A 24,721-nucleotide genomic window follows, 5' to 3' on the forward strand; every position below is an offset into this window, starting at 1 on the left:
GGAACACTTCCATGCGCATGGGACACCTCACGGCATCGCCCATACACACGTCCGCTTCACCGCCATGTCTTCAAGTTCCCGCGTCGTCTCCACCTGGTATTCCGCCAGCAAGGTCAGGCCCGTACGGGGGAAGTAGCTGCGGCCCGGGTCGCCGATCAGCACGGTGGCGCCGGCGTGGCGCGCCTGGGCCAGCCAGGCCAGCACCCGCTCGGCCAACGGTTTCTCGTAGCAGATGTCGCCGGCGAGGATCACGTCGGCCCAGTCCGGCGGGGGCGCATCCAGCAGGTCGATATCGGTGAAACCGACAACCACGCCGTTGGCCCGGGCGTTGAGCGCCAGCGCCTCACCGCAATAGCCGTCGATATCGGCGGCCAACACCCGCGCCGCACCTGCGCGGGCCGCTGCGATGGCGACGAGTCCTGATCCAGACGCGAAGTCGACCACGGCCTTGCCCGCCACCACGTCGGGATTGTCCAGCACATAGCGCGCCAGCGCCTGTCCGCCAGCCCAGGCGAAGGCCCAGTAGGGCGGTGGCAGGCCGATCTCCAGCAGGGCTTCCTCGGTCAGCTTCCAGATGGGTGTAATCTCGTCGGCCAGGTGCAGGCGCAACTCCGGCGTATGCGGCGGACTTTGCAGGCGCGTGTTCTCGAGGATGAAGGCGCTGCGCGCCGCCGGCGTGGATAGGTCCATCACCCCCCGTCGACGGTTGTGCAGGTCGGGTCAATCGACGTTAGTGTGTTCGCCTGGACTCAAGGGGGAGGCCAAAGATGCTGAGTTCGAACCCGATGACGCGCTGACCCGGCTGCGCGCCCGGTGTCTGGCCGCGCCATGTCGGCTTACTGGATGAGCGCACGTTCCACGCCGCGGTCCTCGGGCGTCGGGCCACCGCCCCGATCAGCCCTGACCGGCTTGCTCGAAGCCTGGCGCAGCACGTCGCGATAGCTCGGCGCTGTCAGCATGCCTGCCATCACCCCCTTCGCCTTCAGCAGGCGATGCGTGCTGGGCAGATTGTAGCAGGGCACATGCATGAACATGTGATGCTCGCAGTGATAGTTCACAAAGTAGGGCGCGAGGAACATCCGCTCGATCAGGCTGGCCCGGGTGGTGCGCGCGTGACGCAGCGGGTCGGGCTCGTCCTTCGCGATGCAGGCGTGTTCGGCGATGTTCCTGAGGCGCGTGACCAGCGGCAGCCAGGTGGCTGAGGGTAGCCACCACAGCACGAACCACGCCCACCAGAAGCCGAACGGCGCTGTGGCCGCGATGGTCACGGCAGCGCCGATGAAGAACCGGGGCCGACTGCGCACGAACCTGCCGAGGATGCCCAGCACTGATTGATCCGGCGTCCGCTCGGCGATCCGGCGGAACAGCGGCGCCCAGCGTTGCTTGAAGTGGGTCTGGCCTGTCAGGTCGCGCATGATCTTGCGGCGCAGCGACAGGGCTGTGATCGGGAAGGGCGCCGACAGGCCAAGGTCAGGGTCCTCGGCCTGCTGGGCGAACTTGTGGTGGCCCAGGTGATAGGTCCGGTACTGGACGAGGCCGCCCGGCGTCAGGTGCTCGCCCAGCCAGTCGTTGACCTTGAGGTCGGGATGCAGTGCGCCATGAGCCGCATCGTGCATCAGGATCGCAAGGCCCAGTTGCCGCGCGCCGATGATCATCACGGCCAGGGGAATGGTGATCGGAAACGCCATGGCCATGGCGGCGGCGGCCAGGATCACCAGCCAGGCGTGCGCGATGAGCGCGGGACCCTTCCAGGCCGACTTGCGCGCCAGCGGCGCCCATTCCTCGGTGGAGAAATAGTCCTTCGGAGCAACGCGGGCGGCGGCGGTCATGGGACCAGTGTAACCCTTCCGCTCCGCTCCGTCAGCTACCCGGAACCCAGCTGCCCGCCACGATCGCTGCGAACAGGATCAGCCCCGCCCCGGTGTTGGACCTGAACAGCTTCAGCGCCAGCGCGCCGTCATCGATACGCACGCGGCGCGCCTGCAGTCCCAGATGGATCGCCATCCCGATCAGCCCGATCGAGAAGCCGAGCCCCAGACCGGCCACCACGCTGGCGGCCAGCGCGAAGGCCAGCGCAAGAAGATAGAAACTCGCCACCGCCCGGGGGGCTTTCTCTCCCAGCCGTCGCGCGGAGGACTTCACCCCCGCCAGCGCGTCGTCCTCGATGTCCTGGATCGCATAGATGGTGTCGTATCCCAGGGTCCAGAACACGCCGGAGGCATAGAGCAGCAGGGCCGGCAGGCTGAGCTGGCCGCTGGCCGCCGCGAACCCCAGCAAGGCGCCCCAGTTAAAGGTCAGCCCCAGCCAGGCCTGCGGCCACCAGGTGATCCGCTTCATGAACGGATAGGCCGCCACCAGCGCCAGAGACCCAACCCCCAGGCCTATGGCCAGGGGCGGCAGGCTGATCAGGATCAGGAACGACAACGCACAACAGGCGACGACAAACCCCCAGGCCTGTTTCACCGTGATCTGGCCCGACGGGATTGGCCGCCCGGCGGTCCGGGCCACCCTGGCGTCGATGTCGCGGTCGACGATGTCATTATAGGCGCAGCCCGCCGCCCGCATCAGCGCCGCGCCCAGGAACACCAGCACGAGCAGCCGCATATCCGGCAACTTGCCCATCATCGCCGCCGCCAGCGCGATCCCCTGCCAGCCGGGCAGCATCAACAGCCAGATCCCCACCGGCCGATCAAACCGCCCGAGCTTCAACCAGGGCCGGAGCGGCGCGGGGGCGTAGGTATCCACCCAGTTGGTCGGCGCGGCGTCGGGGAGGGGGGCGGAGGGGGTCATGTCGCGTCGGGCTCGCCGTCCGGCAGCCCCACCCTCAGCCCTGCGTTTCCTGCCAGCGGTTCAGCGACTCGGCCGGGCCGGCGTAGGCTTCCTGCAGTTCAGCGCTCCAGTAGCGGAGTTGCTCCAGGGGCACCTTCTGGCCGGTGACGGCGCAGAGCACATGGCGGCCCGGGCGCAGCACGGCGAAGTCGCCGTCGCCGTAGTGGAGTTTGGCGAGGTCCTGGGCGGCGAAGGTTCGGTCGTGGGCGTTCATGGGATGCAGTGTAGCGCGCCGCCGGGGTTCAGAACAGATCGCCCTGCGGCGGCGGCTCGGCGCGGGGTCGCGGTCGGGCGGGCCGGGGCATCGTGGTGCTCTCGCCGTCGATTACAGCCTGGCGGGTGACGCGGTCGCCGAAGGTGATGGCGACGGTTTCGCCGGCTTTGAGCGCCTCGCCCGCGCGGACGAGGCCGCCGTCAGCCCGTGCGACGCGGGCGAAACCTCGCTGCAAGGGACGGTCCGGATCGACCGAGGTATAGAGTTTGGCCAGGCTTTCCAGCCGTTCCGAAAGGCGCTCCAGCCGTCGGTCAATCGACGGTCGCAGTCGGGCGGTGAGGGTATCGAGGCGCAGTTTCTGCGTGGCCTGGGGTCGCTGGAGCAGGAGTGGCGTCAGCCGCGAGGCCACGCGCACCAGTTCGCGTTCATGCACCGCCGCATTGCGGGCGAGACCGGCGGCCAGACGGCCCGAGACGATATCGAACCGCTGCTCGGCCAGCCGCAGCAGGTCCGGCGCGCGCTTCAGCGCCCGGTCTGCCGCTTCGATCCGGCCCATCCGGTCATCGACCACGCGCCCACCGGAACGGTGCAGCCGTCCGCCAAGGTCCGACATCAGGCCCTTGAGTTCCGCCAGCACGGGCGTCGCCATCTCGGCGGCGGCCGTGGGGGTTGGCGCCCTTCGGTCCGACACGAAGTCGATCAGGGTGGTGTCGGTCTCGTGACCCACGGCGCTGATCAGCGGGATCGCGCTGTCGGCCGCCGTGCGCGCCAGCGCCTCGTCGTTGAACGCCCAGAGATCCTCGACCGAGCCGCCGCCCCTCGCGACGATCAGCACGTCTGGCCGGGGGACTAACCCCGAGCCGTCCAGCGCGTTGAACCCGCGGATGGCGGCAGCCACCTGGCCCGCGGCGGCCTCGCCCTGCACGACGACCGGCCAGACGATCACACGGCAGGGCCAGCGGTCGCGGATGCGGTGCAGGATGTCGCGGATCACGGCGCCGGTCGGGCTGGTGATCACCCCCACCACGGCGGGCATGGTGGGCAGCGGCTGTTTGCGCGACGGCTCGAACAGCCCCTCGGCCGCCAGCTTCGCCTTCAGCCGCTCCAGCTGGGCCAGCAGGGCGCCGATGCCGGCCGGTTCCATGGTTTCAATGACGATCTGGTAGCGTGAGCCTTGCGGATAGGTGGTGATCTTGCCGGTGACGATCACCTCCAGACCCTGTTCGGGCCGGACCTGCAGACCGCGCACCTGCCCTTTCCAGACCACGCCGTCGATGGCGGCGCGCTCATCCTTGATCGTCAGATAGACGTGGCCGTTGGAGTGGTTGGTGACCTTGGAGAGCTCGCCCCGCAGGCGCACAAATCCGTAGGCGTCCTCCAGCGTCCGCTTCAGCGCAAACGCCAGCTCCGAGACGGAGTAGGGCTTGGCGTTGCCGGCTTCTTCGGGGGGCAGGGCGACGTCGGTCATTAGAGATAGGCTAGGGCCGTGCGCGCAAGGTCACAATCACGATCTCTGGCCGCGCGCGAAAGCGTACCGGCAGGATCGAGGTTCCAACTCCACCGGTGACGAATAACTGGCGACCAGCCTCGCTATAGAGGCCGCACGGCCAGCGGCGTGAGCCGGGTGAGGGCACGATGGGGCGGCCGATCCAGGGCAAATTCACTTGCCCACAATGCGAATGCGCCGCAATTGTGAGCGCCACCCTGGCTGGGGCCTCCGCAAAGGGGTCGGGGCGGTGACTCAGAAGGATCACAGGGTCTTCCGGGGGCACCGAGGCCAGCGCCATCGGGATGGATGCCGCCGCGCGGCGGGAATCATCGTCGGCAACGCCGGCTACCCAGAATGCAGAGCCCGGGCGGCGAATCTGGACCGCATGGTTCTCCAGCACCACGACTGCCTCGCGCTGGAGCGCCGCTTCGATGGTTGGACCATCATACCACCAGTCATGATTGCCGAGCACAGCCACCTGGCCAAGGGGCGCGCGGGCTGATCTCAATGCCGTGATGCCCCGCGCTATTTCATCGCGCTCAGCCGGATGGCGCGCGTCCATCGGGAGGTGTCCACCGACATAGTCCCCGACCAGAACGATGAGGTCGGGCTTCTCGCGCGAAAGCCGTCCGGCGATCTTTTCCACCCTGGTAGCCGGCATGTGCGGCTCGCCGACGTGGGTGTCGGAGAGCACGCCAATCCGGAGGGGTGGCCCACGCCATGTCGGGCTCTCGACGGTGACCTGCCGAACCGCCAGCAATTCAGGTTCCACAAGGAAAGCCCAGACGCCAAGACTATAGGGTATGGTCGCCAGCCCGAAGGCCGTGATGGCGAGCCACTTCCGCGGCTTGCGCCAAAACCATGCGGCAAGGATCGGCCCGAGGATCGCTCCGGTCCAGGCGAGGATAATGAGCATGGCGGCTCCGACGAAAGAGAAAGGGACGCATCCGGCGCCTCAAGCAGCAGCTGCCACCTCGGCTCCAGACACGTCCCCCATCCCCAACGGATTGGTCGTCCGCGTCGTCTTGCGGATCTCAGATGTAGCGGCGCAGGCTGCGGGCCAGTTCGGCGGCGCCGGACTTCTTCTTGGTCTGCACCGGCTGATAGGCGATCGTGGCGTGCTCGTGGCAGTAGGGGCCGGTCTCTTCCGAGCGGCGGCCACAGAAGGTGAAGTTGTCCATCGAGGGATCGCCGATGGGCCATTTGCACATGTGGGCGCCCAGGGTCAGGACGGTGGCGGTGCCGGGGGCCTCGTCCACATAGCGGACCGGCGTGGGCGGCACGGGGCTGGAGGAGACCGGCTCGGCGATCCGGCGCGGGGCCGATGGCGCCGCCACGGCGACGCGGGCGGGGCGCGGGGCCTTGAAGGTGGTCCGCTGAGGCTTCGACGGCGTGGCGCGGCCCGACAGGCCCAGCCGATGCACCTTGCCGATCACCGCGTTGCGGGTGACGCCGCCCAGCTGCTTGGCGATCTGGCTGGCGGAAAGCCCGTCCTGCCAGAGCTTCTTCAGAAGTTCGACCCGTTCGTCGGTCCAGCCCATGGTCTCGCCTCCCAGTCTGCGGCGCGCATAAGGCGACGCCGGTATCTACATCTTGTGTCACCCAACGATCTCGCCGCTCAGCAACCACCATCAGTAGTAAACAACTCCCTCACGGCCACAATAGGCGCCATCGCTATCATCCACAGGAACTAGATGTTGCGTCGGCCAAGCCGGCTCTTGCACGTTCGCCGCGCCCGGCGCACACCTCGGCCATGCGAGACATGCCAACCGCCAAAGCCGCCCTGCCGCCCGTGCCCCGCGTCTATCAGGGCGTGAACTGGGAGGGGCTGAAGACCCTTTATTTCCGCGAGATCCGCCGCTTCATAAAGGTGGGCACCCAGACGCTGGCCGCGCCGGTGGTGACGGCGTTGCTCTATATGCTGGTGTTCGTGGTGGCGGTGGGCGGCGGGCGCGAGGTACACGGCGTGGCCTACGGGACCTTCGTGGCGCCCGGCCTGATTATGATGCAGATCCTGTCGAACGCCTTTGCCAATTCGTCGTCATCGCTGCTGCAGGCCAAGTTCAACGGCATGATGGGCGACTTCATGACCCCGCCGCTGACGCCGGGCGAACTGGCGATCGGGTTCGGCGCCGGCGCCGCCACCCGCGGCATCCTGGTCGGACTGGTCACCCTGCTGGCGGTTATGCCCTTCGCGCGCCTGCCGATGGCCCAGCCTTGGGCGGTGCTCTACTTCGGGATCGGCGCGGCGCTGATCATGGCCTTCATCGGCATCATGGCCGGGCTCTGGGCCGAGAAGTTCGACCACATGGCGGCGGTGACCAACTTCGTGATCATGCCGATGACGTTCCTCTCCGGGACCTTCTATCTCGTGGAAAAACTGCCCGAGCCGTTCCGCACGGCCAGCCACTTCAATCCGTTCTTCTACCTGATCGACGGTTTCCGGTTTGGCTTTACCGGCATGGCTGACAGTTCGATCACCATTGGTGTCGTGATGACGGCGGTCCTCACCCTCAGTCTAGGCTGGGTCTGCCTGTGGATGTTCCGGACGGGCTACAAGATCAAGACCTAGATGTGAGCTCACATCTAGGCGTCGACCATCACGGAGGCCCAGGCAAGCGCCACCTCTTTCTCGCCGGGCGCGAACGCCTTGGCTTCGACGTGCGGCAGGATGGCGTCCATCACGCTGACCATGGCCTTCAGCCACGGCTCGTCCGTAAGGATGGCGATGCGCGGAAAGCGTTTCCACAGGCCCAGGTGAGACATGTGGAACTTCAGGTCATGCACCAGGGCCTCGGCTGTCATTGTTTTGAAGTCGGTCATGTCGGCATAGAGACCCAAATGGCGATGGCTCTTGAGCTTCTGTTCCAGCGCTCTGGCGGCAACATCGTAGTCCTCGGCCGTCATGACGCCGTCAAGACGGTAGGCCAGAACGTGGTCGGGTGATTTCAGGGTCTCGATCATGGCTGCCTCCATCGTCTCACCAGAAGATGATCTCCCGACGGTCCGATCGAATTGCGCTGGGTCAATTCGCATCACATTTGACGCGCCAGAGGCCTGGATGAAGTTCGCGCTCTGCGGTTCTACGCCCTGACGATTGACTTCGTCACATTCCAAGACGAAAACGCAAAGCCTTCCGGTCCCCGCTGCCCAGCGCTGCGGGGACGCTTCCATTCTGGAGGGTCTTTCAGTGGCCGATCAGTCCGCGCCGCCTGTTCCCAGCGATCACATCATGGGTGTCTACAGCCGCACCCCGCTGGCGTTCGAGCGAGGCGAGGGCGTGCGTCTCTACACCACGGACGGGGTCGCCTATCTGGACTGCATGGCGGGTATCGCGGTCACCGCGCTGGGCCACAGCCATCCCAAGCTGATCCAGGCCGTGAAGGATCAGGCCGAGAAGCTCTGGCACACCTCCAACATCTTCACGATCCCCCAGCAGGAGAAGCTGGCGACGGCGCTGACAGACGCGACATTCGCTGATGTGGTGTTCTTTACGAACTCGGGCACCGAGGCCATCGAGTGCGCCATCAAGACGGCGCGCAAGTATCACTGGGCGCGGGGTAACCCCGAGCGGATCGACATCATCGGCTTTGACGGTTCGTTCCACGGCCGGACGCTCGCGGCGGTCAACGCCTCGGGCAACGCCAGCTATCTGGAGGGCTTTGGTCCGCCGATGCCGGGGTTTGTTCATCTGCCCTACGGCGACCACGAGGCGCTAAAGGCGGCGATCGGCCCCACCACCGCGGCGATCCTGATCGAGCCTGTACAGGGCGAGGGCGGCGCGCGCGCCTTGCCGAACGTCTGCATGCGCGGCCTGCGCCAGCTGTGCGACCAGGCCGGGATCCTGCTGATCTACGACGAAATTCAGTGCGGCCTGGGCCGGACCGGCAAGCTGTTCGCCTACGAATGGGCCGAGGATGCGGCGCCGGACATCATGGCGGTGGCCAAGGCGCTGGGCGGCGGGTTTCCGGTGGGCGCCTGCCTGGCCACGGCCAAAGCGGCCGCAGGAATGACGCCCGGCTCCCACGGCTCGACCTATGGCGGCAATCCGCTGGCCATGGCGGTGGGTCTGGCCTCTCTCGAGGAACTGGTGAAGCCGGAACTCCTGGCCCACGTGCGCGAGGTGGCCGGCTACTTCAACCAGCAGCTCACGGGCCTGAAGGATCGCTTCCCGGACGTGGTGGTCGACATTCGCGGCAAGGGCCTGCTGATCGGCATCAAGCTGGCGACGCCCAACCGCGAATTCATGCAGCACGCCCGCGACCAGCACCTGCTGATCGCTGGCGGCGGCGACAACTGCGTGCGTCTGCTACCGCCGCTGACGCTCACCCTGGAAGAGGCGCGTGAGGCGATTACCAGTCTGGAGCGCGCCTGCGAGGCGGCACAGGCCAAGGTGAAGGCGGCGTGAGCGCGCCGTCGCCCCGGCATTTTCTCGATCTCTGGAAGCTCGAGGGATCCGAGCTGCGGAAAATTCTGGAAGACGCCAAGGCCCGCAAGGCCGCACGCGCCGGCTGGCCGAAGGGCAAGCCCGACGCCGATCGTCCGGCCGACGGCCGCACGCTGGCGATGATCTTCCAGAAGAACTCCACACGGACTCGCTTCTCGTTCGATGCGGCCATGCGCCAACTGGGCGGCGATGTTATCATTTCCAACGCCGTCGACATGCAACTGGGTCGTGGTGAGCCGATCGAGGACACCGCGCGCGTTCTGTCGCGAATGGTCGATGCGATCATGATCCGCGCCAATGCTCACGAGGACGTCGAGCGTCTGGCCATGTGGTCGTCGGTCCCGGTGATCAACGGACTGTCAGACAAGGGGCACCCCTGCCAGATCCTGGCCGACCTCATGACCTTCGAGGAACACCGGGGACCGGTCACCGGCAAGACCCTGGCCTGGGTGGGCGACGGCAACAACGTCTGCTCCAGCTTCATCCACGCCGCGCCGAAGCTGGGGTTCCGGTTGAACATCGCTTCGCCGGCGGTCTTCCATCCGGACATGATGGACCTGGCCCGAGCCGCCGAGCAGCAGGGCCTGATCACCACAGGCCATGACCCCTACGACGCTGTGCGCGGCGCCGACTGCGTGATCACCGACACCTGGGTCTCCATGGGCGACACCGACCATGACGAGCGGGTCGAGGCGCTGGAACCGTTCCAGGTGGACGGACGGTTGATGGCGGTTGCCAACCAGGAAGCCCTGTTCATGCATTGCCTTCCTGCGCACCGCGGCGAGGAAGTCACCGACGAGGTGATGGATGGCCCGCAGAGCGTGATCTGGGACGAGGCCGAAAACCGCATCCACGCCCAGAAATCGATCCTGGCCTGGTGCTTCGGCGCGATCTGAGGGCGGGGACGGCCTCCTGCTTGAGCTTCATGGAGCGAGCCGTGCCCGATAATGAGGTCGAAGAAGCCCATGAGATGATGGCGTCGCTTCGACCTCGCATGGTGCAATCACGGACGTGTTCACGCCATTTCCGCCCGATTGGGAATTCTTGCGCCATCCGCGCAATCGCGCGATAAAGCACCAATAGTATGAGAATTCGAGTTCCTTAAGGAGCCAAACATGTCCACTATTCGCAAAACCATCACCCTGACCCGCAAGCAGGATGACTGGATCAAGGCCCGGATCGAGGGCGGCGACTACACCAACGACAGCGAGTGTATCCGTGATCTGATCCGACGGGCGCAGAAGAACGACGTCGAGAGCCCAGCGGAAATCGAGGCGATCCGCGCCGCCCTCATCGAAGGCGAGCAGAGCGGGATCAGTACCCAGTCTGTCGACGAAATCTGGGCGGAAGCTCTCGACGGTCGCCCGACGTCGCATGGCTGAGTACGGCCTCTCGCTGGCAGCACGACAAGACTTGCTCGACATCGCCGCTTACGGCGCACGGACGTTTGGTCGGGAACAGGCCATCCGATATCGCGATCTGCTCAAGCACCACTTCGAACGCGCGGCGGCAAATCCCCAACACTATCCTGCCGTCGACCATCTGAGGCCCGGCTACCGGCGCTGCGTCTGCGGAGCCCATGCGATCTACTATCTGATCCGATCGGATGATGTGCTGATCGTGAGGGTTCTTGGGCGCCAGGATGCCCGACGCGCGCTGCCGGATCGCTGACGCAGTTCCAACGCCGGGTGTCGGCTTCTTCCGTCAGCAAGGTTCGCATCCGCTCGCACCTTCACTATATAGCGCCCCATGTCCGAAATGACCTCTCCTCACGACGATCTGGTCGGCGCATTCCAGATCGAAGGCGAGCCTGTCCGGGGCCGCATTGCGCGCCTGGGCCCGGCTATCGACACCATCCTGCGGGCGCACGACTATCCGGAGCCCGTGGCGAACCTGCTGGGTGAAGCGTGCGCGCTGGCGGCGCTGGTGGGGTCCAACCTGAAGTTTGAGGGGCGCCTGATCGTCGAGGCGAGGGGCTCCGGTCCCGTCCGGTATGTGGTCGCGGACTATGACACCAATGGCGGACTACGTGGCTATTGCCGGTTTGAAGCCGAGGAGGTGGCAGCCGCGTCCACCGGATTCGTGCGACCGGGCGCCAAGACCCTTCTCGGCGATGGCGTATTCATGATGACCGTGGATCAGGGCCCGGACATGGACCGCTATCAGGGGATGACGGCCATCGAGGGCGAGACCCTGGCGCTTTGCGCCGAGCAGTATTTCGTCCAGTCCGAGCAAACCCCCACGCGGGTGCGTCTGGCGGTGGGCCAGGTGGATGGGGTCTCGCGGGCCGGCGGTGTCCTGATCCAGTACATTGCCGCCGATGAAACACGCGGCTCCACCGAAGACGCCTGGCGGCGCACTCAGGCGTTTTTCGAGACCATCGGCGAGGACGAGCTGGTGGACCCGGACCTGAGCTCGAACCAGCTCCTCTTCAACCTGTTCCATGAGGACGGCGTGCGGGTGTTCGACCCGCGGATGCTGGCGGCGGTCTGCAGGTGCAGCCAGGAACGCATCGAGTCTGTGCTGAAATCCTTCGAGGCGGTGGAGCGCGAGGACATGGTCGAGCCTGACGGCAAGATCCACGTGACCTGCGAATTCTGCAGCCGGCTCTATGCGGTGGCGCCGGAGGCTCTGGCGGGGGCGTGAACCCCCTCCGGCGCTTCGCGCCACAGGTCGCTCCCCCCGTTGGGGGAGCTCCCACGAAGCCTGTGAGGGGCCCCTTAAGCCCTGTCCAGCGCCCGGCTCACATCCCGCACCAGATCGCCGGCGCCTTCCAGGCCCACGCTCATCCGCACCCAGCCCTCGGTCAGGCCGATCTCCAGGCGTTCGGCCTCGGGCATGGAGCGGTGGGTGGTGGTGCAGGGGTGGGTGGCCATCGACTTGGCGTCGCCCAGATTGTTGGAGATGTCGACGATCTCAAGGGCGTCGAGGAACCGCCAGGCCGAGGCGCGGTCGCCCAGATCGAAGGCGATGACATTGCCGCCCCCGCTCATCTGGTTGGCGATCAGGGCCGCCTGGGGGTGATCCGGACGGCCGGGATAGATCGTCTGCTTCGCGCGGGAGTGCGCGGCGATGGCGTCAGCAACGCGCGCCGCCGTCTCGGTCTGGCGGCGTACGCGCAGGTCCAGGGTCTCGAGACCCTTCAGCAGCACCCAGGCGTTGAACGGCGACAGCGCCGGGCCGGTATGGCGATGCATGTCCTTGTAGGCCTGGTTCATCAGTTCGTTGGACCCGAGGATGGCGCCGCCCAGCACCCGGCCCTGGCCGTCGATATGCTTGGTCGCCGAATAGACGACGATGTCCGCGCCCAGCTCCAGAGGCTTCTGGAAGATCGGGGTGGCGAACACATTGTCCACGATCAGTTTGGCGCCGGCGGCGTGTGCGATGTCGGCCACGGCGCCGATGGCGGTGACTTCCAGCAGCGGATTGGCCGGGCTCTCCACCAGGAACACCCTGGTGTTGGGCCGGACCGCATTCTTCCAGGCTTCCAGGTCGGTGGCGTCCACATAGGTGGTCTCCACGCCGAAGCGCGGCAGCCACTCCGAGATGATCCAGCGGCACGAGCCGAACAGGGCGCGGCCGGCCACAAGGTGATCGCCCGCCCGCAGCAGGCCCATCAGCGACAGCTGCACCGCTGCCATGCCGGACGCCGTCGACTTGCATTGCTCGGCGCCTTCCATAAGCGCCAGCCGGTCCTCGAACATCTGGGTCGTGGGGTTACCGAACCGCTGATAGATAAACCCCGGACCGCCCGCGAACCGGTCATCCGCCGCCTGGGCGCTGTCATAGGCAAAGCTCTGGGTCAGGAAGAGCGCCTCGGAGATCTCCCCGTGCGGCGTGCGCATCAGGCCGCCGCGGACTGCCTGGGTCTCGGGTTCCCAATTGCGCGGATCTTCCGCCATGACCGTCTCCTTGAAGCGCGGCCTGCGGCATGACGGGCGAGGCCGATGTCGTCAAGGTCCGGTTCCCGCGAAGCGGCCTGAGCGAGGGGCCGCAGAAAACGCAGAATGGCGCAGAATGGCCAGATGGTCGGTCAGCGTTGGCGGGAACGGGAGGTCGCGGCGCGACGATGTCGCCTTTCTGCGCTTTTCTGAGTTTTCTGCGGTGGCCTTTTCCTTGCCACAGCGCCGTTCTCGGCTAAGGCTCCGCCGCCCATGAGTGCATTTCAAGCCCCGGGCATCCTGCCCTGCCAGTCCATCGACGCCCTGATAGCCCAGGGTGCGATCACGTCGGCGACGCCGTTTGACGCCGATCAGGTGCAGCCGGCCAGCCTTGACCTGCGGCTCGCCGGCCGGTGCTGGCGGGTGCGGGCCTCGTTCCTGCCCAGACACGGCACGGTGCGCGACCGGATCGCCGAAGTCGCCATGCACGAGCTCGACCTGACCAGGGGCGCTGTGCTGGAGCGCGGCTGCGTCTACATCGCCGAACTTCAGGAACGGCTGAAGCTGCCCGCCGGCGTGTCGGCCCGGGCCAATCCCAAGAGCTCCAGCGGACGGGTGGACGTCTTTGTGCGTTTGCTCAGCGACTACGGCGACACCTTCGACGACGTCCGCGAGGGCTACGATGGCCCGATCTACATTGAGATCGCGCCGCAGACCTTCTCGGTGCTGGTGCGCGCGGGCACGCGGCTCAACCAGCTCAGGCTCAAGGTGGGTACGCCGGAGCGGCTGCGCACGATGAGCGTCAGCGTTGATCTGACCGGCGAGATCGCGGGCTTCCGCGGTCGTCGCCACGCCGGCGTCGTTGATCTGGACCACGTGGACGGCCACGATCCGCGTGACTTCTGGGAGCCCCTGATCCCCCGCAACGGCCAGCTGCTGCTGGATCCGGGCGAATTCTACATCCTGGCGTCCAAGGGCGCGGTGGAGATCCCGGTGATGGAGGCCGCCGAGATGACCCCCATCGATCCGTCGGTGGGCGAATTCCGTGTGCATTACGCGGGCTTCTTCGATCCTGGCTTCGGCACCGACGAAGCCCACGGCAAGGGCTCAAAGGGCGTGCTGGAAGTCCGCAGCCACGAGACGCCGTTCATCCTGGAGGACGACCAGACGGTGGCGCGGCTGGTCTATGAGCCGCTTACTGAGCGCCCATCGCGGCTCTACGGCGACCTGGGTTCGCACTACCAGCGCCAGGGACTGAAGCTGTCGAAGCACTTCAAGGTGTGGGGCGAGTAGGACGCCTTGCCGCACCGGCGAGGTGCGAGAGAAATGTAAAGCATCATTGACACTCGCGCGTTTGTCATGTTTCCTTGTCATATAGACAATGGAGATTGACACCATGAGCACCGCGTCAAACGGTAACAGGCTGTTGCAGATCGCGCTGGTGGCCTTGATCGCGGCCGGCGCACCGCTGGGGCTCGCGATCATCCAGCTCACCTGGTGGAGCGCCTGGAGCTGGGCGGGCGTGGCCCTGATGAGCTTCTCACCGATGCTGGCGGTCTGGCTCTACCGCCGCTTGTTCAGCACCACGCCGATGCGGCCTGCCGTCGAGCGCTATCACCGCCGTCTGACCGCAACCATGATTGTGTATGTAGCCGCCCTGATGGCCGCCACGCACCTCTATGATCTGGGGCTTACGACGGGCCCCATCGGATATCTGGTCGCGCTGGCGCCGGCAGCGCCCATCGTGGCGATCTTCCTGATCATCGGCCAGTTCCTGCGCGAAGAGACCGATGAGGTGATGGGGCAGCTGATCCGCACCGCCCTGCTTTGGAGCGGCGCGCTCACCCTGTGCGAGGCGACAGTCTGGGGGTTCCTCGAAACCTTCGACAAGGTCCCGAACATCTGGATGTGGGTCGCCCCCGTCGTGTTCTTCGCGCAACTGGGCGTGACCCTGCCGCTGGCCGCGCGGAGGTATCGATGAACAACCGCCTCAAGGTGCTCCGTGCCGAGCGCAACTGGTCTCAGGCCGATCTCGCCCAGCGTCTCGATGTGTCGCGTCAGAGCGTCAACGCCATCGAGACCGGCAAGTATGACCCGAGTCTGCCGCTGGCCTTCCGGATCGCCCGCCTGTTCGATCTGACCATCGAACAGGTCTTCATGGATGCGCCGGACTGAAGCCCCTCCGCCCTGATCAGGCGTGCGTAGACGGCTGCACCCCACGAGTCTTCCAGAGCGAGAACACAATCCCCGCTGCGATGATCGACAGGGTCACGCCCAGCGAGATCGCCGGGTCGACCTTGCCGACGATCTGGTTCCAGAAAATCTTGGCGCCGATGAAGACCAGCACGATGGCCAGGGCATACTTCAGGTACTCGAAGCGGTGGACCAGGGCGGCGAGGGCGAAGTACAGGGCCCGCAGGCCGAGGATCGCCATGATGTTTGCCGTATAGACGATGTAGGTGTCGGTCGTGATCGCGAAGATTGCCGGCACCGAGTCCACCGCAAAGACCAGATCGGCGATGTTGATCATCACCAGCGCCAGGAACAGCGGTGTGGCGAAGCGCACGATCTTGCCGGTCGCCGGGTCAGGCTGGCTGACGAAGAAGCGCTCGCCGTGAAGCTCGGACGTGATCCGCATGCGTTTGGAGAGGAACTTCACGACCGGGTTCTTCGAAACGTCCTGCTCCTGCTCCTTCATCAAGAGCATCTTGATCCCCGTGGCGACCAGGAAGGCGCCGAAGATGTAGAGGACCCACTCGTACTCCTGCACGAGGGCGGCGCCGGCTGCGATCATCACGCCACGCATGATCAGCACCGCCAGAATGCCCCAGAGCAGCGCCCGATACTGGTATTTCGGAGGGATCGCGAAGTAGCCGAAAATGATCGAGATCACGAAGACGTTGTCGATCGAGAGCGCCTTTTCCAGCGCGTAGCCCGTGAAGTATTGCATCCCCGAGGTCGGTCCCATGGACCACCACACCCAGGCTCCGAAAAGGACTGCGACGGCGATATAGAATGCCGAGAGTTTCAGACTCTCGGATACCCCGATCGCCTTGTCCGACTTGTGCAATATGCCAAGGTCAAAGGCGAGCAAGGCGCCGACGATCCCCACGAACACGAGCCAGAGCCAGGCGGGCTTGCCCAGAAAGTCGCTGGTCAGAACGGCGGCGAGCAGGTCCAGAGTCAAATCTCACTTGTCTTGTGTTTGAGCAAATGTAGTTGGTTCGTTGCAGATCTGCCGCCCCCGTCTTGGGATGAGACTCAGGCGGGTACTGGCTGCAGCCGATGCGGCTCGAGGCCGGCTTCGGCCAGAAACAGTTCGTCCTTCACCAGCAACTTTTGCCGCTTCAGGTCCTGGAGTACGAGGGCGTCAGGATAGGGCCTGCGCCGCTCGTCATGGAGCCGTTGCTCCAGCCCCCGGTGGTGGTTCCGCAAACGCCAGATTCGATTCTGATTCATCAGCTCCTCCGAAATGGAGGTGCGCCCAGGGCCCAGCAGGCGACATGGGGGGAAGCATCACCGGACCCCGAACGCACCGTGCGGTCCGACATCACGATCATGGTTGATCGTCAGAGGGGCCCGGGCCGCATCTCCGATGTGTGCATTCGGAAGACGCGCTGCCAGAGGCTGATTGATGAGTTTTCCGCATCAACGCAATTGGACGCGCTGATCCTCCATCAGGCTGTGCTCGCGGTCCAGTGACAGCAGGATGAAATCGGCCAGCCGGTTGGCGGCTTCCGGCACGGCTGTTGGCGCCCGCATCAGCGCGATCTCGGTGTCGGCAAGTTCGGGCAGTCCGTGCCTTGGTCCCAGCCGGACGAGGTCGCTGGGCGCCATCTCGCGCGGCAGGACGGTGATCCCAAGCCCGGCGCGCAACGCCGCCTGTTGCCCGGCCAGCGACGGGCTCGTGTAGGCGCAGCGCCAGGGCCGACCGGCTTTCTCCAGCGCCGTGATCGCGCGTTTGCGGTAGACGCAAGGCGAAGGCGCCACCACCAGCGGCAGGGGGCCGTCAGCCTCGGCCAGGCTTTCGTCCGCGCCGACCCAGACCAGCGGTTCCCGCCAGACGCGGGTGCCGACATCGGGGCCCAGCGGCTCACGCTTCACCAGCGCCAGATCCAGCGCGCCGTCACGCAGTTGCTCCAGCAGGTTGAGCGTCAGGTCGCAGGTGACCGCCAGTGTCGCCTTCGGATTGGCGCGGGTGAACTCGCCCAGGATGTCCGGCAGGTGGACTGTGGCGAAATCCTCGGGCGCGCCCAGGCGAACCTCGCCGGCCACGTCGCCGCCGCTCAGGCCGGACAGGATTTCATCGTTCAGGCGCAGCAGTCGGCGCGCCTGGGGCAGGAATGCCTCACCGTCGGGCGTCAGCACCACGTGGCGGGGATCCCGCGACAGCAATCGAACGCCGATCTGATCCTCCAGCCGCCGGATCTGCAGGCTGATCGCCGACTGGGAGCGGCCCAGACGCTCGCCGGCCCGCGTGAAGCTTTTCACCTCGGCAATGGCCACGAAACTTCGGACCAGGTTGAGTTCAAGATTTATCATGATGCCCGATGTGAGATGAATGATTTGCTATGCATATGATAGGGATGATGACAATCAACCGCAATGGCCGACCACATCAACGTAGTGGAGCTTCACATTCCTGAGGAACGCCGCCATGTACGACTCTGCCGCCTTCGATGAATCCCCCGTTGTCGCCGTCGCCCACGGCGATGGCATCGGACCCGAAATCATGGCCGCTGCGCTTCAGGTCCTTGACGCCGCCGGCGCGCGGATGACGGTGAGAACCCTGGAGATCGGCGAGAAACTCTACCGCCAGGGCCACACCGCCGGCATCTCGCCTGAGGGCTGGGAGACGCTGCGCACCGCGCGGGCCTTCTTCAAGGCGCCGATCACCACCCCCCAGGGCGGCGGCATGAAGTCGCTGAATGTCACCATCCGCAAGACCCTGGGGCTCTACGCCAATGTCCGGCCCTGCTCGGCCTACTCGCCGTACGTCGCCACCAAACACCCCGATATGGATCTGGTCATCATCCGCGAGAATGAGGAAGACCTCTACGCAGGCATTGAGCATCGCCAGACCGATGAGGTCTATCAGTGCCTCAAGCTGGTCAGTAGGCCGGGCTGCGAGCGGATCGTGCGTTACGCCTTCGAATATGCACGCGCCAACCGGCGAACGAAGGTTAGCTGCTTCACCAAAGACAACATCATGAAGCTGACCGACGGACTGTTCCATCAGGTCTTCAACGAAATCGGTGAGGAGTATCCCGACATCGAACAGGACCACTGGATCGTCGATATCGGCACAGCCCGGTTGGCGACCCGCCCGCAGGACTTCGATGTCATCGTCACGACCAACCTCTATGGCGACATCATCTCCGATGTGGCCGCCGAGATCGCCGGATCCGTCGGCCTGGCTGGATCGGCCAATATCGGTCGACAGGTTTCGATGTTCGAGGCCATTCACGGCTCGGCCCCGCTGATCGCCGGTCAGGATATCGCCAACCCGTCAGGGCTGTTGCTGGCGGGCGTGATGATGATGAACCACCTGGGCCAGTCCGACGTCGCCGAGCGGGTGCACAATGCCTGGCTCCGGACGGTCGAGGACGGGGTTCACACAGGCGATGTGGGTGTCGAGGACGGTTCCGGCGAAGCAGTCGGCACCCGCGCCTTCGCCCAGGCCGTTATAGACCGTCTGGGCCAGGAGCCCCGGAAGCTGACGCCGGTGCGATATGATTCCAACGCCTCTCTCGAAATTGCCCCCGAACCCCGTCGCGAGCCGGCCGATCGCCAGACGGTGGGCGTCGATCTCTTCGTGCAGTGGCGCGGCGGCGCCGACGACCTCGCCGCCAGGCTCAAGGGCATTGAGGGCGGGCCGCTGGAACTGAAGATGATCACCAATCGCGGGGTCAAGGTATGGCCGGGCGGCATCCCGGAGACCTTCTGTACTGATCACTGGCGCTGCAGGTTCATGAACGGCGGCGGGTCCATCGACCTGAACGAGATCGTGGCGTTGAGCAGCCGTGCGGTCACCGCCGGGATCGAGTTCATCAAGACCGAGCACCTCTGCACCTTCGACGGCGAGGCAGGCTTTACCCTCGGCCAGGGACAGTAGGATCGTCAGCGGCGACCAGCGCAGGCGCCCGGCTGCTCAGCCCGCCAGCGGACCCTGACATAGTCGGCGCCATTCCATCGCAGGATAGGATGGCAAAATCCCGGCCCGCCGCTCTCGATATCCGGCCAGCCCCCAGCCCCGCGGCTCGTCTGGAATGTGGCGACGCCTGGACTGTTGAACAGCTTGCGCCATTTACCGGCCTGGTCCTTCGTGACGATCACGAAGCCGACCTCGTCCTGGCCATAGCACGCCAGACCGGAGTCTGTGATCAGCGCGTCCGGGCGACCATCGCCGTTCAGATCCCGGAATTCGATCCCCAGCGTCTGCGCAGGGTCGCAGGCAGGATAGCGCCCTGCCTTGGCGACAAATCCTGCCGCCTTGAAGGCCGCCGCGCGGTCGGTCGAAGTCTGCGCCTGCGCGCCCGGAACCAGGATCAGCGTGATCGCGAGGGTCAGCCCGACCAGGACGCGCACTGCGCTTACTCTGCCGGGCGCCGATAGATCGAACGCTTCGGCGTCTCCATCACGCGGCGCATCATCGGCACAAAGGCTTCCAGCGGCATCGACTGGAACGCGGGGTCGAACGAGTTCTGGTCATAGAGATGGCAGAACTGGGCGGTGTATTCGAAGTCCGGGTGGCCGCGGAACTCCTCGCGCATGTCCCGGTCCAGGCCCAGATGATGGAAGAAGTAGTACCCCTGGAATATGCCGTGCTTCTCCAGCATCCAGAGGTTCCGGTCCGAGACATAGGGGCTGAGGATGGTCGCCGCGAGCTCGGCGTGGTTGGCCGGCATCAGAATGTCGCCGATGTCGTGCAGCAGGGCGCAGACCACATATTCCTCGTCCTGACCCGCCTGGTGGGCGCGTGTCGCGGTCTGCAGGCTGTGCTCCAGCCGATCCACGGCAAAGCCGCCGTGGTCGCCCTTCAGGAGGTTCAGGTGGCTCACGATCCGGTCGACGTGTTCGCCCCGGTGCGCCTGGCCGGCGCGGCTGATCGCGGCCCAATCCTCGGCGGTGCCTTCCACCATCGAATGGAACTTCGCCTGCTGCAGCATCTCGCCGTCGGCCATCTTTCAACTCCCTGAGCTTTGCACCCATCGTGCGACTCTCCCGGGCGCACGTCAACGCGGGGTAATTGACAGCCGCGATCAGTCCACCCCTACTCCCTGAACGCCAAAAAGCGGCGGGAACGTGGAGGTCCACAATCCCTATCGAACTTCAGCTGCCGCTCCAGCACGCCTTGAGGGGATGCGCGCGAGCCGCTAAAGGGTCGCTCAGCGCGGCCGTAGTTCAGAGGTAGAACGTCAGCTTCCCAAGCTGAATGTCGGGGGTTCGATTCCCCCCGGCCGCTCCAATAATTTCAATCACTTGACGGCTCCCGGTTGGGGGCCGGTTTGCGTTTTCGGGAGATTTTCGGGCGTTTCTGTTCCGGCTTTGAGCATGGCCATGGCCTCAAGATACAGCTTGCCCGAGTCGCTTTCAGGTCTGCGCGCTATCACCCATCTCTCGTCCGGCGAACGCGAGTTCAAGCTGGCCAAGAAATACGCCCCGGATAACCCGCTGATCGGCCCGATGGCCAACCTCTATCTCAACGCCGAGGAGCATGCAGTGCTGGCCGCCCTGCCTGGCGAGCGGTTGAGCAAGCTGCGGCACAGGCTGGGTGGCTTTACCGTCGACGTGTTCGAGGGCGACCTGAGCGGCCTGATCCTGGCCGAATGTGAGGCTAGCAACCGCATGGCCGCCATGTCCGTCGAGATTCCCGATTGGTGTGTCCGCGAAGTGACCAGCGTGCCGGAATACACCGGCTGGCGTCTGGCCCAGAACCGGGACGGCGTTATCTGACATCGAGAATTTCCACCCGGTCGGCGTAGAAGGCCAGCCGGCCCTCGATCTCGACCATGGCCGGATAGGGCGCCTCATAGGTCCAGACGGCGTTCTCTGATGTCCTGTCGCCGACGCCGAGAGAATAGTAGGCCGCATCACCCTTGTAGGGGCAGTGGGTGGACCGCTCTGTGCGGGACAGCGCCGCCATGGTCACGTCGGCGCGCGGGAAGTAGATCACCGCCGGGTAGCTGGCCTCCTTCAGCACGCGCACATCGGCGCTGTCGGCGATCACCTCGCCGTTGAAGCGCGCCTGCCAGCGGTTCGGCGCGCTCGTGATGGAGATCGGATGGTCGGGTCCGGGTGTTTTCATTGAGAGCCTCAAGGGGGCGATGCAGCCCGATTGTCCGCAAAGCTATAGCCGCCTTGCTTGTGCTTGGGGATGGCGCGTGATTTTGTCGGTGCAGATTTGCGACAGGCGCGCCGGGGGCTTTGGGGCGTCATACCTTTCCTGATCACCGGAACCCCTTTCCCATGAACATCGTCGTCCTGATCGGTATCGTGATCACCCTGGTCACCGGTATCCCCGTGCTGCTCCAGCTGCTCAAGAACCACCCGCGCGGCCTGATCATCCTGTTCTTCGCCGAGATGTGGGAGCGGTTTTCCTACTACGGGATGCGCGGGATCCTGATCTTCTACCTTACCCAGCACCTGCTGTTCGACGATGAGACGGCCGGCGCGCAGTACGGCTCCTACACCTCGCTGGTGTATCTGTTGCCGCTGGTGGGCGGTTTGCTGGCCGACCGCTGGCTTGGCACGCGCAAGGCGGTGGCTTTCGGCGCGCTGCTGCTGGTCGCGGGGCACTTGACCATGGCGGTGGAGGGCAGGCCCTCGACCCAGACCCTGACCTATGCGGGCCAGAGCTATCAGATCTCCGCAGAAGGCCGGATGGATTCCCGGGAGGTTCGCCTGACCATCGGGGGCCAGCCACATGCGTTTGGACCCGCCGAGGGCGGCGGCCTGAAGATCGAAGGCCTGCCTGCGAGCGCGCCTCTGCCTGCGGTCCTGCCGAAGGGCTCCTACACAATCGAGACGCAGTCGGATCCGCTGGGCAAGACTGCCTTCTATCTGGCGATCTCCCTGATCATCGTCGGTGTGGGTTTCCTGAAACCCAACATCTCCGCCATCGTCGGCCAGCTGTATCCGCAAGGAGATCCGCGCCGCGACGCCGGGTTCACCCTCTACTACTACGGCATCAACCTGGGCGCCTTCTGGGCCTCGGTGCTGTGCGGCCTGCTGGGTGAGACGGTCGGCTGGTGGGCCGGCTTCGGCCTGGCGGGCGTCGGCATGGCGGCGGGCTTCATCGTCTTCGTGCTGGGCAAGAAGCACCTCATGGGCAAGGGCGAGCCGCCGGCGCCCGAGGCGCTCACCCGCCAGGTGGCTGGTCCCCTGAACGTTGAGTGGCTGATCTACGGCCTGGGTGTGCTGGGGGTGATCCCGATCTGGCTGCTGGTTCAGAGCAACCAGCTGGTCGGCTGGGCGCTGGGTATCTCGACCGTCGTTGCGCTGGTCTTCATCGCCTGGTTCCTCGCCGCGAGGTGCGACAAGGTCGAGCGTGAGCGGATGCTGCTGGCCATGGTGCTTATCTTCGGCTCGGTGGTGTTCTTCACGCTGTTCGAACAGGCAGGTACATCGCTGAACCTGTTCGCTGATCGCAACGTCGACCTGCTGGGAATATCGGCGGGCCAGACCCAGTCGTTCAACGCCGGCTTCATCCTGATCTTCGCGCCGATCTTCGCCGCGCTCTGGGCCTGGCTGGCCAGCCGCAACCTCGACCTCAATCCAGTCATGAAGTTCGGCCTGGGTCTGATCCAGGTGGGGCTTGGCTTCTTGGTGGTGGTCTGGGCGCAGGGGATGGCGGATGACCAGTTCCGGATGCCTCTGGTCATCCTGGCGCTGCTCTACATGCTGCACACCACGGGGGAGCTGTTCCTGTCGCCTGTGGGCCTGTCGCAGATCACCAAGCTTTCGGTGGCCTCGATCGTGTCGTTCATGATGGCGGTATGGTTCCTGGCGTCCTCCATCGCCCAGTACGTGGGCGGTATCATCGCCGGCGCCATGGGAACCGAGACGGTCGGCGGCCAGGTTCTGGATCCGGCGGCGGCCCTGGCGACCTCCATCGACGGCTTCAACAAGCTGGGCTGGGCCGGGATCGGCTGCGGCGTGGTCTTTATCGGCCTGAGCTACCTGATCCGCCACTGGGACCACGGCGCCAACACCACGACGGAGCCCCCGAAGCGCGAGGCCTGATCGGAGGCGGTCCCCCTTCCCCGTGAACGGGGAAGGCAAGGGGTCAGACGCTGGTCCCACCCACCGTCAGGCCGGTGATCTTCAGCGACGGCTGGCCCACGCCCACCGGTACGCTCTGGCCCGACTTGCCGCAGACGCCGACGCCGGGGTCGAAGTCGAAATCGTCGCCGATCATCGTCACCCGGGTCAGCGCCGAGGGACCGTCGCCGATCAGGGTCGCGCCCTTCACCGGCGTGGTGATCTTGCCGTTCTCGATCAGATAGGCCTCGGTGCACTGGAACACGAACTTGCCGTTGGTGATGTCCACCTGGCCGCCGCCAAAGTTGGCGCAGTAGAGGCCACGCTTGGTCGAGGCGATCATCTCGGCCTGGGTATGGCTGCCATTCAGCATCGCCGTATTGGTCATCCGCGGCATCGGCATGTAGGCATAGGACTGTCGCCGCGCATTGCCGGTGGGGGCGAGCCCCATCAGCCGCGCGCTCATCCGGTCGTGCATATAGCCCACCAGGATCCCGTCCTCGATCAGCACGGTGCGCTCCGTGGGCGTGCCCTCGTCATCGATGGTCAGCGAACCGCGGCGACCGGGCAGGGTGCCGTCGTCGAATACGGTCACGCCCGGCGCGGCCACCCGCTCGCCGATACGGCCCGAAAAGGCCGATGTGCCCTTGCGGTTGAAGTCGCCCTCCAGGCCGTGGCCGACAGCCTCGTGCAACAGAACGCCGTTCCAGCCGGGACCCAGCACCACGTCCATCTCGCCGGCCGGGCAAGGGATGGCGTCCAGATTGGTCAGCGCCTGGCGGAGCGCCTCGTCCACCTGGGCCTGCCACTTGTCCGGGCTGATCCAGGCCTCGAAGCCTGCGCGGCCGCCGGCGCCGGTGTAGCCGTTCTCGCGGGCGCCATCGCGCTCGACGGTCACCTGCACATTGATCCGGCACAGCGGCCGAACGTCGCGGATCAACCGTCCGTCGGCCCGCAGGATCTCCACCGTGCGCCGTTCGCCGGCTATGGACGCCATCACCTGAACGATCCGGGGGTCTCTGGCGCGAGCCCAGGCGTCGATCTCCTGCAACAGGGCGACCTTGTCCGAGAATTCCGGGGATGCCAGCGGGTTCTCCTCGCCGTAGAGCTTGGCGTTGGTAGCGCGCGGCGCTTCCGCCGCGACCCCTTCGTAGCCGCGCTTGGCCAGAGCCGCTGACTGGCCGGCCCGCCGAATCGTGGCCTCTGAGATCTCGCTGGCGTGGGCGTAGCCGGCCGTCTCGCCGGCCACCACGCGCAGCCCGAAGCCCTCGGTGGCGTCATAGGCCGCCGATTTCAGCCGCCCGTCGTCGAACAGGAACGATTCGCTCTCGGAACGCTCGACGAACAGTTCTCCGTCATCGGCGCCGACCAGCGCCTCATGCAGGATCTCGCGGGCGCGGTCGGGGTCGACGCCGGCGGCGTCCAGGATCGATGGGGCAGGGCTGGGAGCGTTCATGCAGGGCAAGATAGGGATTGTCCGGCCCAGCGTCACCCTTTGATGACGCCCGCTGCACGTTCCCGGCTCCTGAGCGTTGTTGCGGGCAGTGGCTGCCTCCAGCTCCGGCGAACATGGCTCTGCGAACTGCCTGGGATCGTCG

28 protein-coding genes and 1 tRNA gene are annotated in these 24,721 nt (G+C 65.7%); 13 read left to right on the top strand and 16 right to left on the bottom strand.

From position 1 onward, the window contains the following. Positions 1–27: 27 nt before the first annotated feature. The 7 genes from ACIQ3B_RS02650 to ACIQ3B_RS02680 form a co-directional block, all read right to left on the bottom strand. On the bottom strand, positions 28–690 hold the full coding sequence (locus ACIQ3B_RS02650) for a class I SAM-dependent methyltransferase (RefSeq protein WP_397399767.1): 663 nt from the start codon (positions 688–690) through the stop codon (positions 28–30). Positions 691–836: 146 nt separating this feature from the next. Then, a complete protein-coding gene (locus tag ACIQ3B_RS02655; RefSeq protein ID WP_397399768.1) occupies positions 837–1,829 on the bottom strand; it encodes a fatty acid desaturase family protein in 993 nt (330 codons plus the stop codon). A 31-nt stretch (positions 1,830–1,860) separates the two neighbouring features. Further along, positions 1,861–2,790 carry a 4-hydroxybenzoate octaprenyltransferase gene (ubiA, locus tag ACIQ3B_RS02660; RefSeq protein WP_397399769.1) on the bottom strand — a complete coding sequence of 310 codons (930 nt, stop codon included), beginning with the start codon at positions 2,788–2,790 and terminating at the stop codon, positions 1,861–1,863. A 34-nt stretch (positions 2,791–2,824) separates the two neighbouring features. Next, the gene (locus ACIQ3B_RS02665; protein WP_397399770.1) at positions 2,825–3,043 is read right to left on the bottom strand and encodes a DUF2093 domain-containing protein; all 219 of its coding nucleotides are present in this window, start codon (positions 3,041–3,043) and stop codon (positions 2,825–2,827) included. A gap of 28 nt (positions 3,044–3,071) precedes the next feature. Continuing rightward, positions 3,072–4,511 carry an exodeoxyribonuclease VII large subunit gene (gene xseA / locus ACIQ3B_RS02670; RefSeq protein ID WP_397399771.1) on the bottom strand — a complete coding sequence of 480 codons (1,440 nt, stop codon included), beginning with the start codon at positions 4,509–4,511 and terminating at the stop codon, positions 3,072–3,074. Between the two features lie 10 nt (positions 4,512–4,521). Beyond that, complete coding sequence (locus ACIQ3B_RS02675) at positions 4,522–5,448, bottom strand: metallophosphoesterase (protein ID WP_397399772.1); 927 nt, start codon at positions 5,446–5,448, stop codon at positions 4,522–4,524. 118 nt (positions 5,449–5,566) lie between these two features. Next, positions 5,567–6,073: a GcrA family cell cycle regulator gene (locus ACIQ3B_RS02680; RefSeq protein ID WP_397399773.1), complete on the bottom strand. Its 507-nt coding sequence runs from the start codon at positions 6,071–6,073 to the stop codon at positions 5,567–5,569. A gap of 212 nt (positions 6,074–6,285) precedes the next feature. On the opposite strand from ACIQ3B_RS02680, the gene ACIQ3B_RS02685 reads away from it, so the two are divergent. Further along, the gene (locus ACIQ3B_RS02685) at positions 6,286–7,104 is read left to right on the top strand and encodes an ABC transporter permease (RefSeq protein WP_397399774.1); all 819 of its coding nucleotides are present in this window, start codon (positions 6,286–6,288) and stop codon (positions 7,102–7,104) included. A gap of 14 nt (positions 7,105–7,118) precedes the next feature. On the opposite strand, the gene ACIQ3B_RS02690 is transcribed toward ACIQ3B_RS02685, so the two are convergent. Next, positions 7,119–7,496, bottom strand: coding sequence for an STAS/SEC14 domain-containing protein (locus ACIQ3B_RS02690; RefSeq protein ID WP_397399775.1), 378 nt, complete (start codon positions 7,494–7,496; stop codon positions 7,119–7,121). A 226-nt stretch (positions 7,497–7,722) separates the two neighbouring features. Between ACIQ3B_RS02690 and ACIQ3B_RS02695 the strand changes: the two genes are divergently transcribed. The 5 genes from ACIQ3B_RS02695 (at position 7,723) to ACIQ3B_RS02715 (ending at position 11,625) form a co-directional block, all read left to right on the top strand. Then, positions 7,723–8,940 (top strand): aspartate aminotransferase family protein, encoded by a 1,218-nt coding sequence (locus tag ACIQ3B_RS02695; protein ID WP_397399776.1) that lies wholly within the window; start codon positions 7,723–7,725, stop codon positions 8,938–8,940. Then, positions 8,937–9,875: an ornithine carbamoyltransferase gene (gene argF, locus ACIQ3B_RS02700; protein WP_397399777.1), complete on the top strand. Its 939-nt coding sequence runs from the start codon at positions 8,937–8,939 to the stop codon at positions 9,873–9,875. The genes ACIQ3B_RS02695 and argF overlap by 4 nt, the downstream gene beginning before the upstream one ends. 219 nt (positions 9,876–10,094) lie before the next feature. Beyond that, positions 10,095–10,361 (top strand): type II toxin-antitoxin system ParD family antitoxin, encoded by a 267-nt coding sequence (locus tag ACIQ3B_RS02705; RefSeq protein WP_397399778.1) that lies wholly within the window; start codon positions 10,095–10,097, stop codon positions 10,359–10,361. Next, positions 10,354–10,650, top strand: coding sequence for a type II toxin-antitoxin system RelE/ParE family toxin (locus ACIQ3B_RS02710; protein ID WP_397399779.1), 297 nt, complete (start codon positions 10,354–10,356; stop codon positions 10,648–10,650). The genes ACIQ3B_RS02705 and ACIQ3B_RS02710 overlap by 8 nt, the downstream gene beginning before the upstream one ends. Before the next feature lie 78 nt (positions 10,651–10,728). Then, positions 10,729–11,625: an Hsp33 family molecular chaperone gene (locus tag ACIQ3B_RS02715; RefSeq protein WP_397399780.1), complete on the top strand. Its 897-nt coding sequence runs from the start codon at positions 10,729–10,731 to the stop codon at positions 11,623–11,625. Positions 11,626–11,699: 74 nt separating this feature from the next. Here the strand turns inward: ACIQ3B_RS02715 and metZ are convergent, their stop codons facing one another. Then, positions 11,700–12,881 (bottom strand): O-succinylhomoserine sulfhydrylase, encoded by a 1,182-nt coding sequence (gene metZ, locus ACIQ3B_RS02720; RefSeq protein ID WP_397399781.1) that lies wholly within the window; start codon positions 12,879–12,881, stop codon positions 11,700–11,702. 252 nt (positions 12,882–13,133) lie between these two features. Between metZ and ACIQ3B_RS02725 the strand changes: the two genes are divergently transcribed. The 3 genes from ACIQ3B_RS02725 (at position 13,134) to ACIQ3B_RS02735 (ending at position 15,035) form a co-directional block, all read left to right on the top strand. Next, entirely contained in the window at positions 13,134–14,153 is a 1,020-nt protein-coding gene (locus tag ACIQ3B_RS02725; RefSeq protein ID WP_397399782.1) for a 2'-deoxycytidine 5'-triphosphate deaminase, read from the top strand. Between the two features lie 103 nt (positions 14,154–14,256). Beyond that, complete coding sequence (locus ACIQ3B_RS02730; RefSeq protein ID WP_397399783.1) at positions 14,257–14,841, top strand: hypothetical protein; 585 nt, start codon at positions 14,257–14,259, stop codon at positions 14,839–14,841. Next, positions 14,838–15,035 (top strand): helix-turn-helix transcriptional regulator, encoded by a 198-nt coding sequence (locus ACIQ3B_RS02735; protein ID WP_397399784.1) that lies wholly within the window; start codon positions 14,838–14,840, stop codon positions 15,033–15,035. The genes ACIQ3B_RS02730 and ACIQ3B_RS02735 overlap by 4 nt, the downstream gene beginning before the upstream one ends. Before the next feature lie 16 nt (positions 15,036–15,051). Here the strand turns inward: ACIQ3B_RS02735 and ACIQ3B_RS02740 are convergent, their stop codons facing one another. The 3 genes from ACIQ3B_RS02740 to ACIQ3B_RS02750 form a co-directional block, all read right to left on the bottom strand. Continuing rightward, entirely contained in the window at positions 15,052–16,047 is a 996-nt protein-coding gene (locus ACIQ3B_RS02740) for a TerC family protein (protein WP_397399785.1), read from the bottom strand. A 74-nt stretch (positions 16,048–16,121) separates the two neighbouring features. Further along, positions 16,122–16,319: a YdcH family protein gene (locus ACIQ3B_RS02745; RefSeq protein ID WP_397399786.1), complete on the bottom strand. Its 198-nt coding sequence runs from the start codon at positions 16,317–16,319 to the stop codon at positions 16,122–16,124. A gap of 189 nt (positions 16,320–16,508) precedes the next feature. After that, positions 16,509–17,402 carry a LysR substrate-binding domain-containing protein gene (locus tag ACIQ3B_RS02750; RefSeq protein WP_397399787.1) on the bottom strand — a complete coding sequence of 298 codons (894 nt, stop codon included), beginning with the start codon at positions 17,400–17,402 and terminating at the stop codon, positions 16,509–16,511. Between the two features lie 115 nt (positions 17,403–17,517). On the opposite strand from ACIQ3B_RS02750, the gene ACIQ3B_RS02755 reads away from it, so the two are divergent. Continuing rightward, complete coding sequence (locus ACIQ3B_RS02755) at positions 17,518–18,975, top strand: NADP-dependent isocitrate dehydrogenase (RefSeq protein ID WP_397399788.1); 1,458 nt, start codon at positions 17,518–17,520, stop codon at positions 18,973–18,975. Positions 18,976–18,980: 5 nt separating this feature from the next. On the opposite strand, the gene ACIQ3B_RS02760 is transcribed toward ACIQ3B_RS02755, so the two are convergent. After that, positions 18,981–19,448, bottom strand: coding sequence for a hypothetical protein (locus tag ACIQ3B_RS02760; RefSeq protein WP_397399789.1), 468 nt, complete (start codon positions 19,446–19,448; stop codon positions 18,981–18,983). Between the two features lie 5 nt (positions 19,449–19,453). Then, positions 19,454–20,044 (bottom strand): HD domain-containing protein, encoded by a 591-nt coding sequence (locus ACIQ3B_RS02765; protein WP_397399790.1) that lies wholly within the window; start codon positions 20,042–20,044, stop codon positions 19,454–19,456. A gap of 209 nt (positions 20,045–20,253) precedes the next feature. Between ACIQ3B_RS02765 and ACIQ3B_RS02770 the strand changes: the two genes are divergently transcribed. Beyond that, positions 20,254–20,328 (top strand) — tRNA-Gly (locus tag ACIQ3B_RS02770). 92 nt (positions 20,329–20,420) lie between these two features. Next, positions 20,421–20,816, top strand: a complete 396-nt coding sequence (locus ACIQ3B_RS02775; protein ID WP_397399791.1) for a hypothetical protein — start codon at positions 20,421–20,423, stop codon at positions 20,814–20,816. Here ACIQ3B_RS02775 and ACIQ3B_RS02780 read toward each other — a convergent pair. Next, positions 20,809–21,168, bottom strand: a complete 360-nt coding sequence (locus ACIQ3B_RS02780; protein ID WP_397399792.1) for a DUF427 domain-containing protein — start codon at positions 21,166–21,168, stop codon at positions 20,809–20,811. The genes ACIQ3B_RS02775 and ACIQ3B_RS02780 overlap by 8 nt on opposite strands. Positions 21,169–21,329: 161 nt before the next feature. Here ACIQ3B_RS02780 and ACIQ3B_RS02785 point away from each other — a divergent pair, with 161 nt between their 5' ends. After that, the gene (locus ACIQ3B_RS02785) at positions 21,330–23,105 is read left to right on the top strand and encodes a peptide MFS transporter (protein ID WP_397399793.1); all 1,776 of its coding nucleotides are present in this window, start codon (positions 21,330–21,332) and stop codon (positions 23,103–23,105) included. A gap of 43 nt (positions 23,106–23,148) precedes the next feature. Here the strand turns inward: ACIQ3B_RS02785 and tldD are convergent, their stop codons facing one another. Continuing rightward, complete coding sequence (tldD, locus tag ACIQ3B_RS02790) at positions 23,149–24,579, bottom strand: metalloprotease TldD (RefSeq protein ID WP_397399794.1); 1,431 nt, start codon at positions 24,577–24,579, stop codon at positions 23,149–23,151. Between the last annotated feature and the right edge of the window lie 142 nt (positions 24,580–24,721).

Source organism: Phenylobacterium sp. (assembly GCF_044358365.1).
Lineage (GTDB): Bacteria > Pseudomonadota > Alphaproteobacteria > Caulobacterales > Caulobacteraceae > Phenylobacterium.

Coding starts and splice junctions, on each gene's coding strand:
- ACIQ3B_RS02650 (WP_397399767.1), bottom strand. CDS start 690: ATGGACCTATCCACGCCGGCGGCGCGCAGCGCCTTCATCCTCGAGAAC.
- ACIQ3B_RS02655 (WP_397399768.1), bottom strand. CDS start 1,829: ATGACCGCCGCCGCCCGCGTTGCTCCGAAGGACTATTTCTCCACCGAG.
- ubiA (WP_397399769.1), bottom strand. CDS start 2,790: ATGACCCCCTCCGCCCCCCTCCCCGACGCCGCGCCGACCAACTGGGTG.
- ACIQ3B_RS02665 (WP_397399770.1), bottom strand. CDS start 3,043: ATGAACGCCCACGACCGAACCTTCGCCGCCCAGGACCTCGCCAAACTC.
- xseA (WP_397399771.1), bottom strand. CDS start 4,511: ATGACCGACGTCGCCCTGCCCCCCGAAGAAGCCGGCAACGCCAAGCCC.
- ACIQ3B_RS02675 (WP_397399772.1), bottom strand. CDS start 5,448: ATGCTCATTATCCTCGCCTGGACCGGAGCGATCCTCGGGCCGATCCTT.
- ACIQ3B_RS02680 (WP_397399773.1), bottom strand. CDS start 6,073: ATGGGCTGGACCGACGAACGGGTCGAACTTCTGAAGAAGCTCTGGCAG.
- ACIQ3B_RS02685 (WP_397399774.1), top strand. CDS start 6,286: ATGCGAGACATGCCAACCGCCAAAGCCGCCCTGCCGCCCGTGCCCCGC.
- ACIQ3B_RS02690 (WP_397399775.1), bottom strand. CDS start 7,496: ATGATCGAGACCCTGAAATCACCCGACCACGTTCTGGCCTACCGTCTT.
- ACIQ3B_RS02705 (WP_397399778.1), top strand. CDS start 10,095: ATGTCCACTATTCGCAAAACCATCACCCTGACCCGCAAGCAGGATGAC.
- ACIQ3B_RS02710 (WP_397399779.1), top strand. CDS start 10,354: ATGGCTGAGTACGGCCTCTCGCTGGCAGCACGACAAGACTTGCTCGAC.
- ACIQ3B_RS02715 (WP_397399780.1), top strand. CDS start 10,729: ATGTCCGAAATGACCTCTCCTCACGACGATCTGGTCGGCGCATTCCAG.
- metZ (WP_397399781.1), bottom strand. CDS start 12,881: ATGGCGGAAGATCCGCGCAATTGGGAACCCGAGACCCAGGCAGTCCGC.
- ACIQ3B_RS02725 (WP_397399782.1), top strand. CDS start 13,134: ATGAGTGCATTTCAAGCCCCGGGCATCCTGCCCTGCCAGTCCATCGAC.
- ACIQ3B_RS02730 (WP_397399783.1), top strand. CDS start 14,257: ATGAGCACCGCGTCAAACGGTAACAGGCTGTTGCAGATCGCGCTGGTG.
- ACIQ3B_RS02735 (WP_397399784.1), top strand. CDS start 14,838: ATGAACAACCGCCTCAAGGTGCTCCGTGCCGAGCGCAACTGGTCTCAG.
- ACIQ3B_RS02745 (WP_397399786.1), bottom strand. CDS start 16,319: ATGAATCAGAATCGAATCTGGCGTTTGCGGAACCACCACCGGGGGCTG.
- ACIQ3B_RS02750 (WP_397399787.1), bottom strand. CDS start 17,402: ATGATAAATCTTGAACTCAACCTGGTCCGAAGTTTCGTGGCCATTGCC.
- ACIQ3B_RS02755 (WP_397399788.1), top strand. CDS start 17,518: ATGTACGACTCTGCCGCCTTCGATGAATCCCCCGTTGTCGCCGTCGCC.
- ACIQ3B_RS02765 (WP_397399790.1), bottom strand. CDS start 20,044: ATGGCCGACGGCGAGATGCTGCAGCAGGCGAAGTTCCATTCGATGGTG.
- ACIQ3B_RS02775 (WP_397399791.1), top strand. CDS start 20,421: ATGGCCTCAAGATACAGCTTGCCCGAGTCGCTTTCAGGTCTGCGCGCT.
- ACIQ3B_RS02780 (WP_397399792.1), bottom strand. CDS start 21,168: ATGAAAACACCCGGACCCGACCATCCGATCTCCATCACGAGCGCGCCG.
- ACIQ3B_RS02785 (WP_397399793.1), top strand. CDS start 21,330: ATGAACATCGTCGTCCTGATCGGTATCGTGATCACCCTGGTCACCGGT.
- tldD (WP_397399794.1), bottom strand. CDS start 24,579: ATGAACGCTCCCAGCCCTGCCCCATCGATCCTGGACGCCGCCGGCGTC.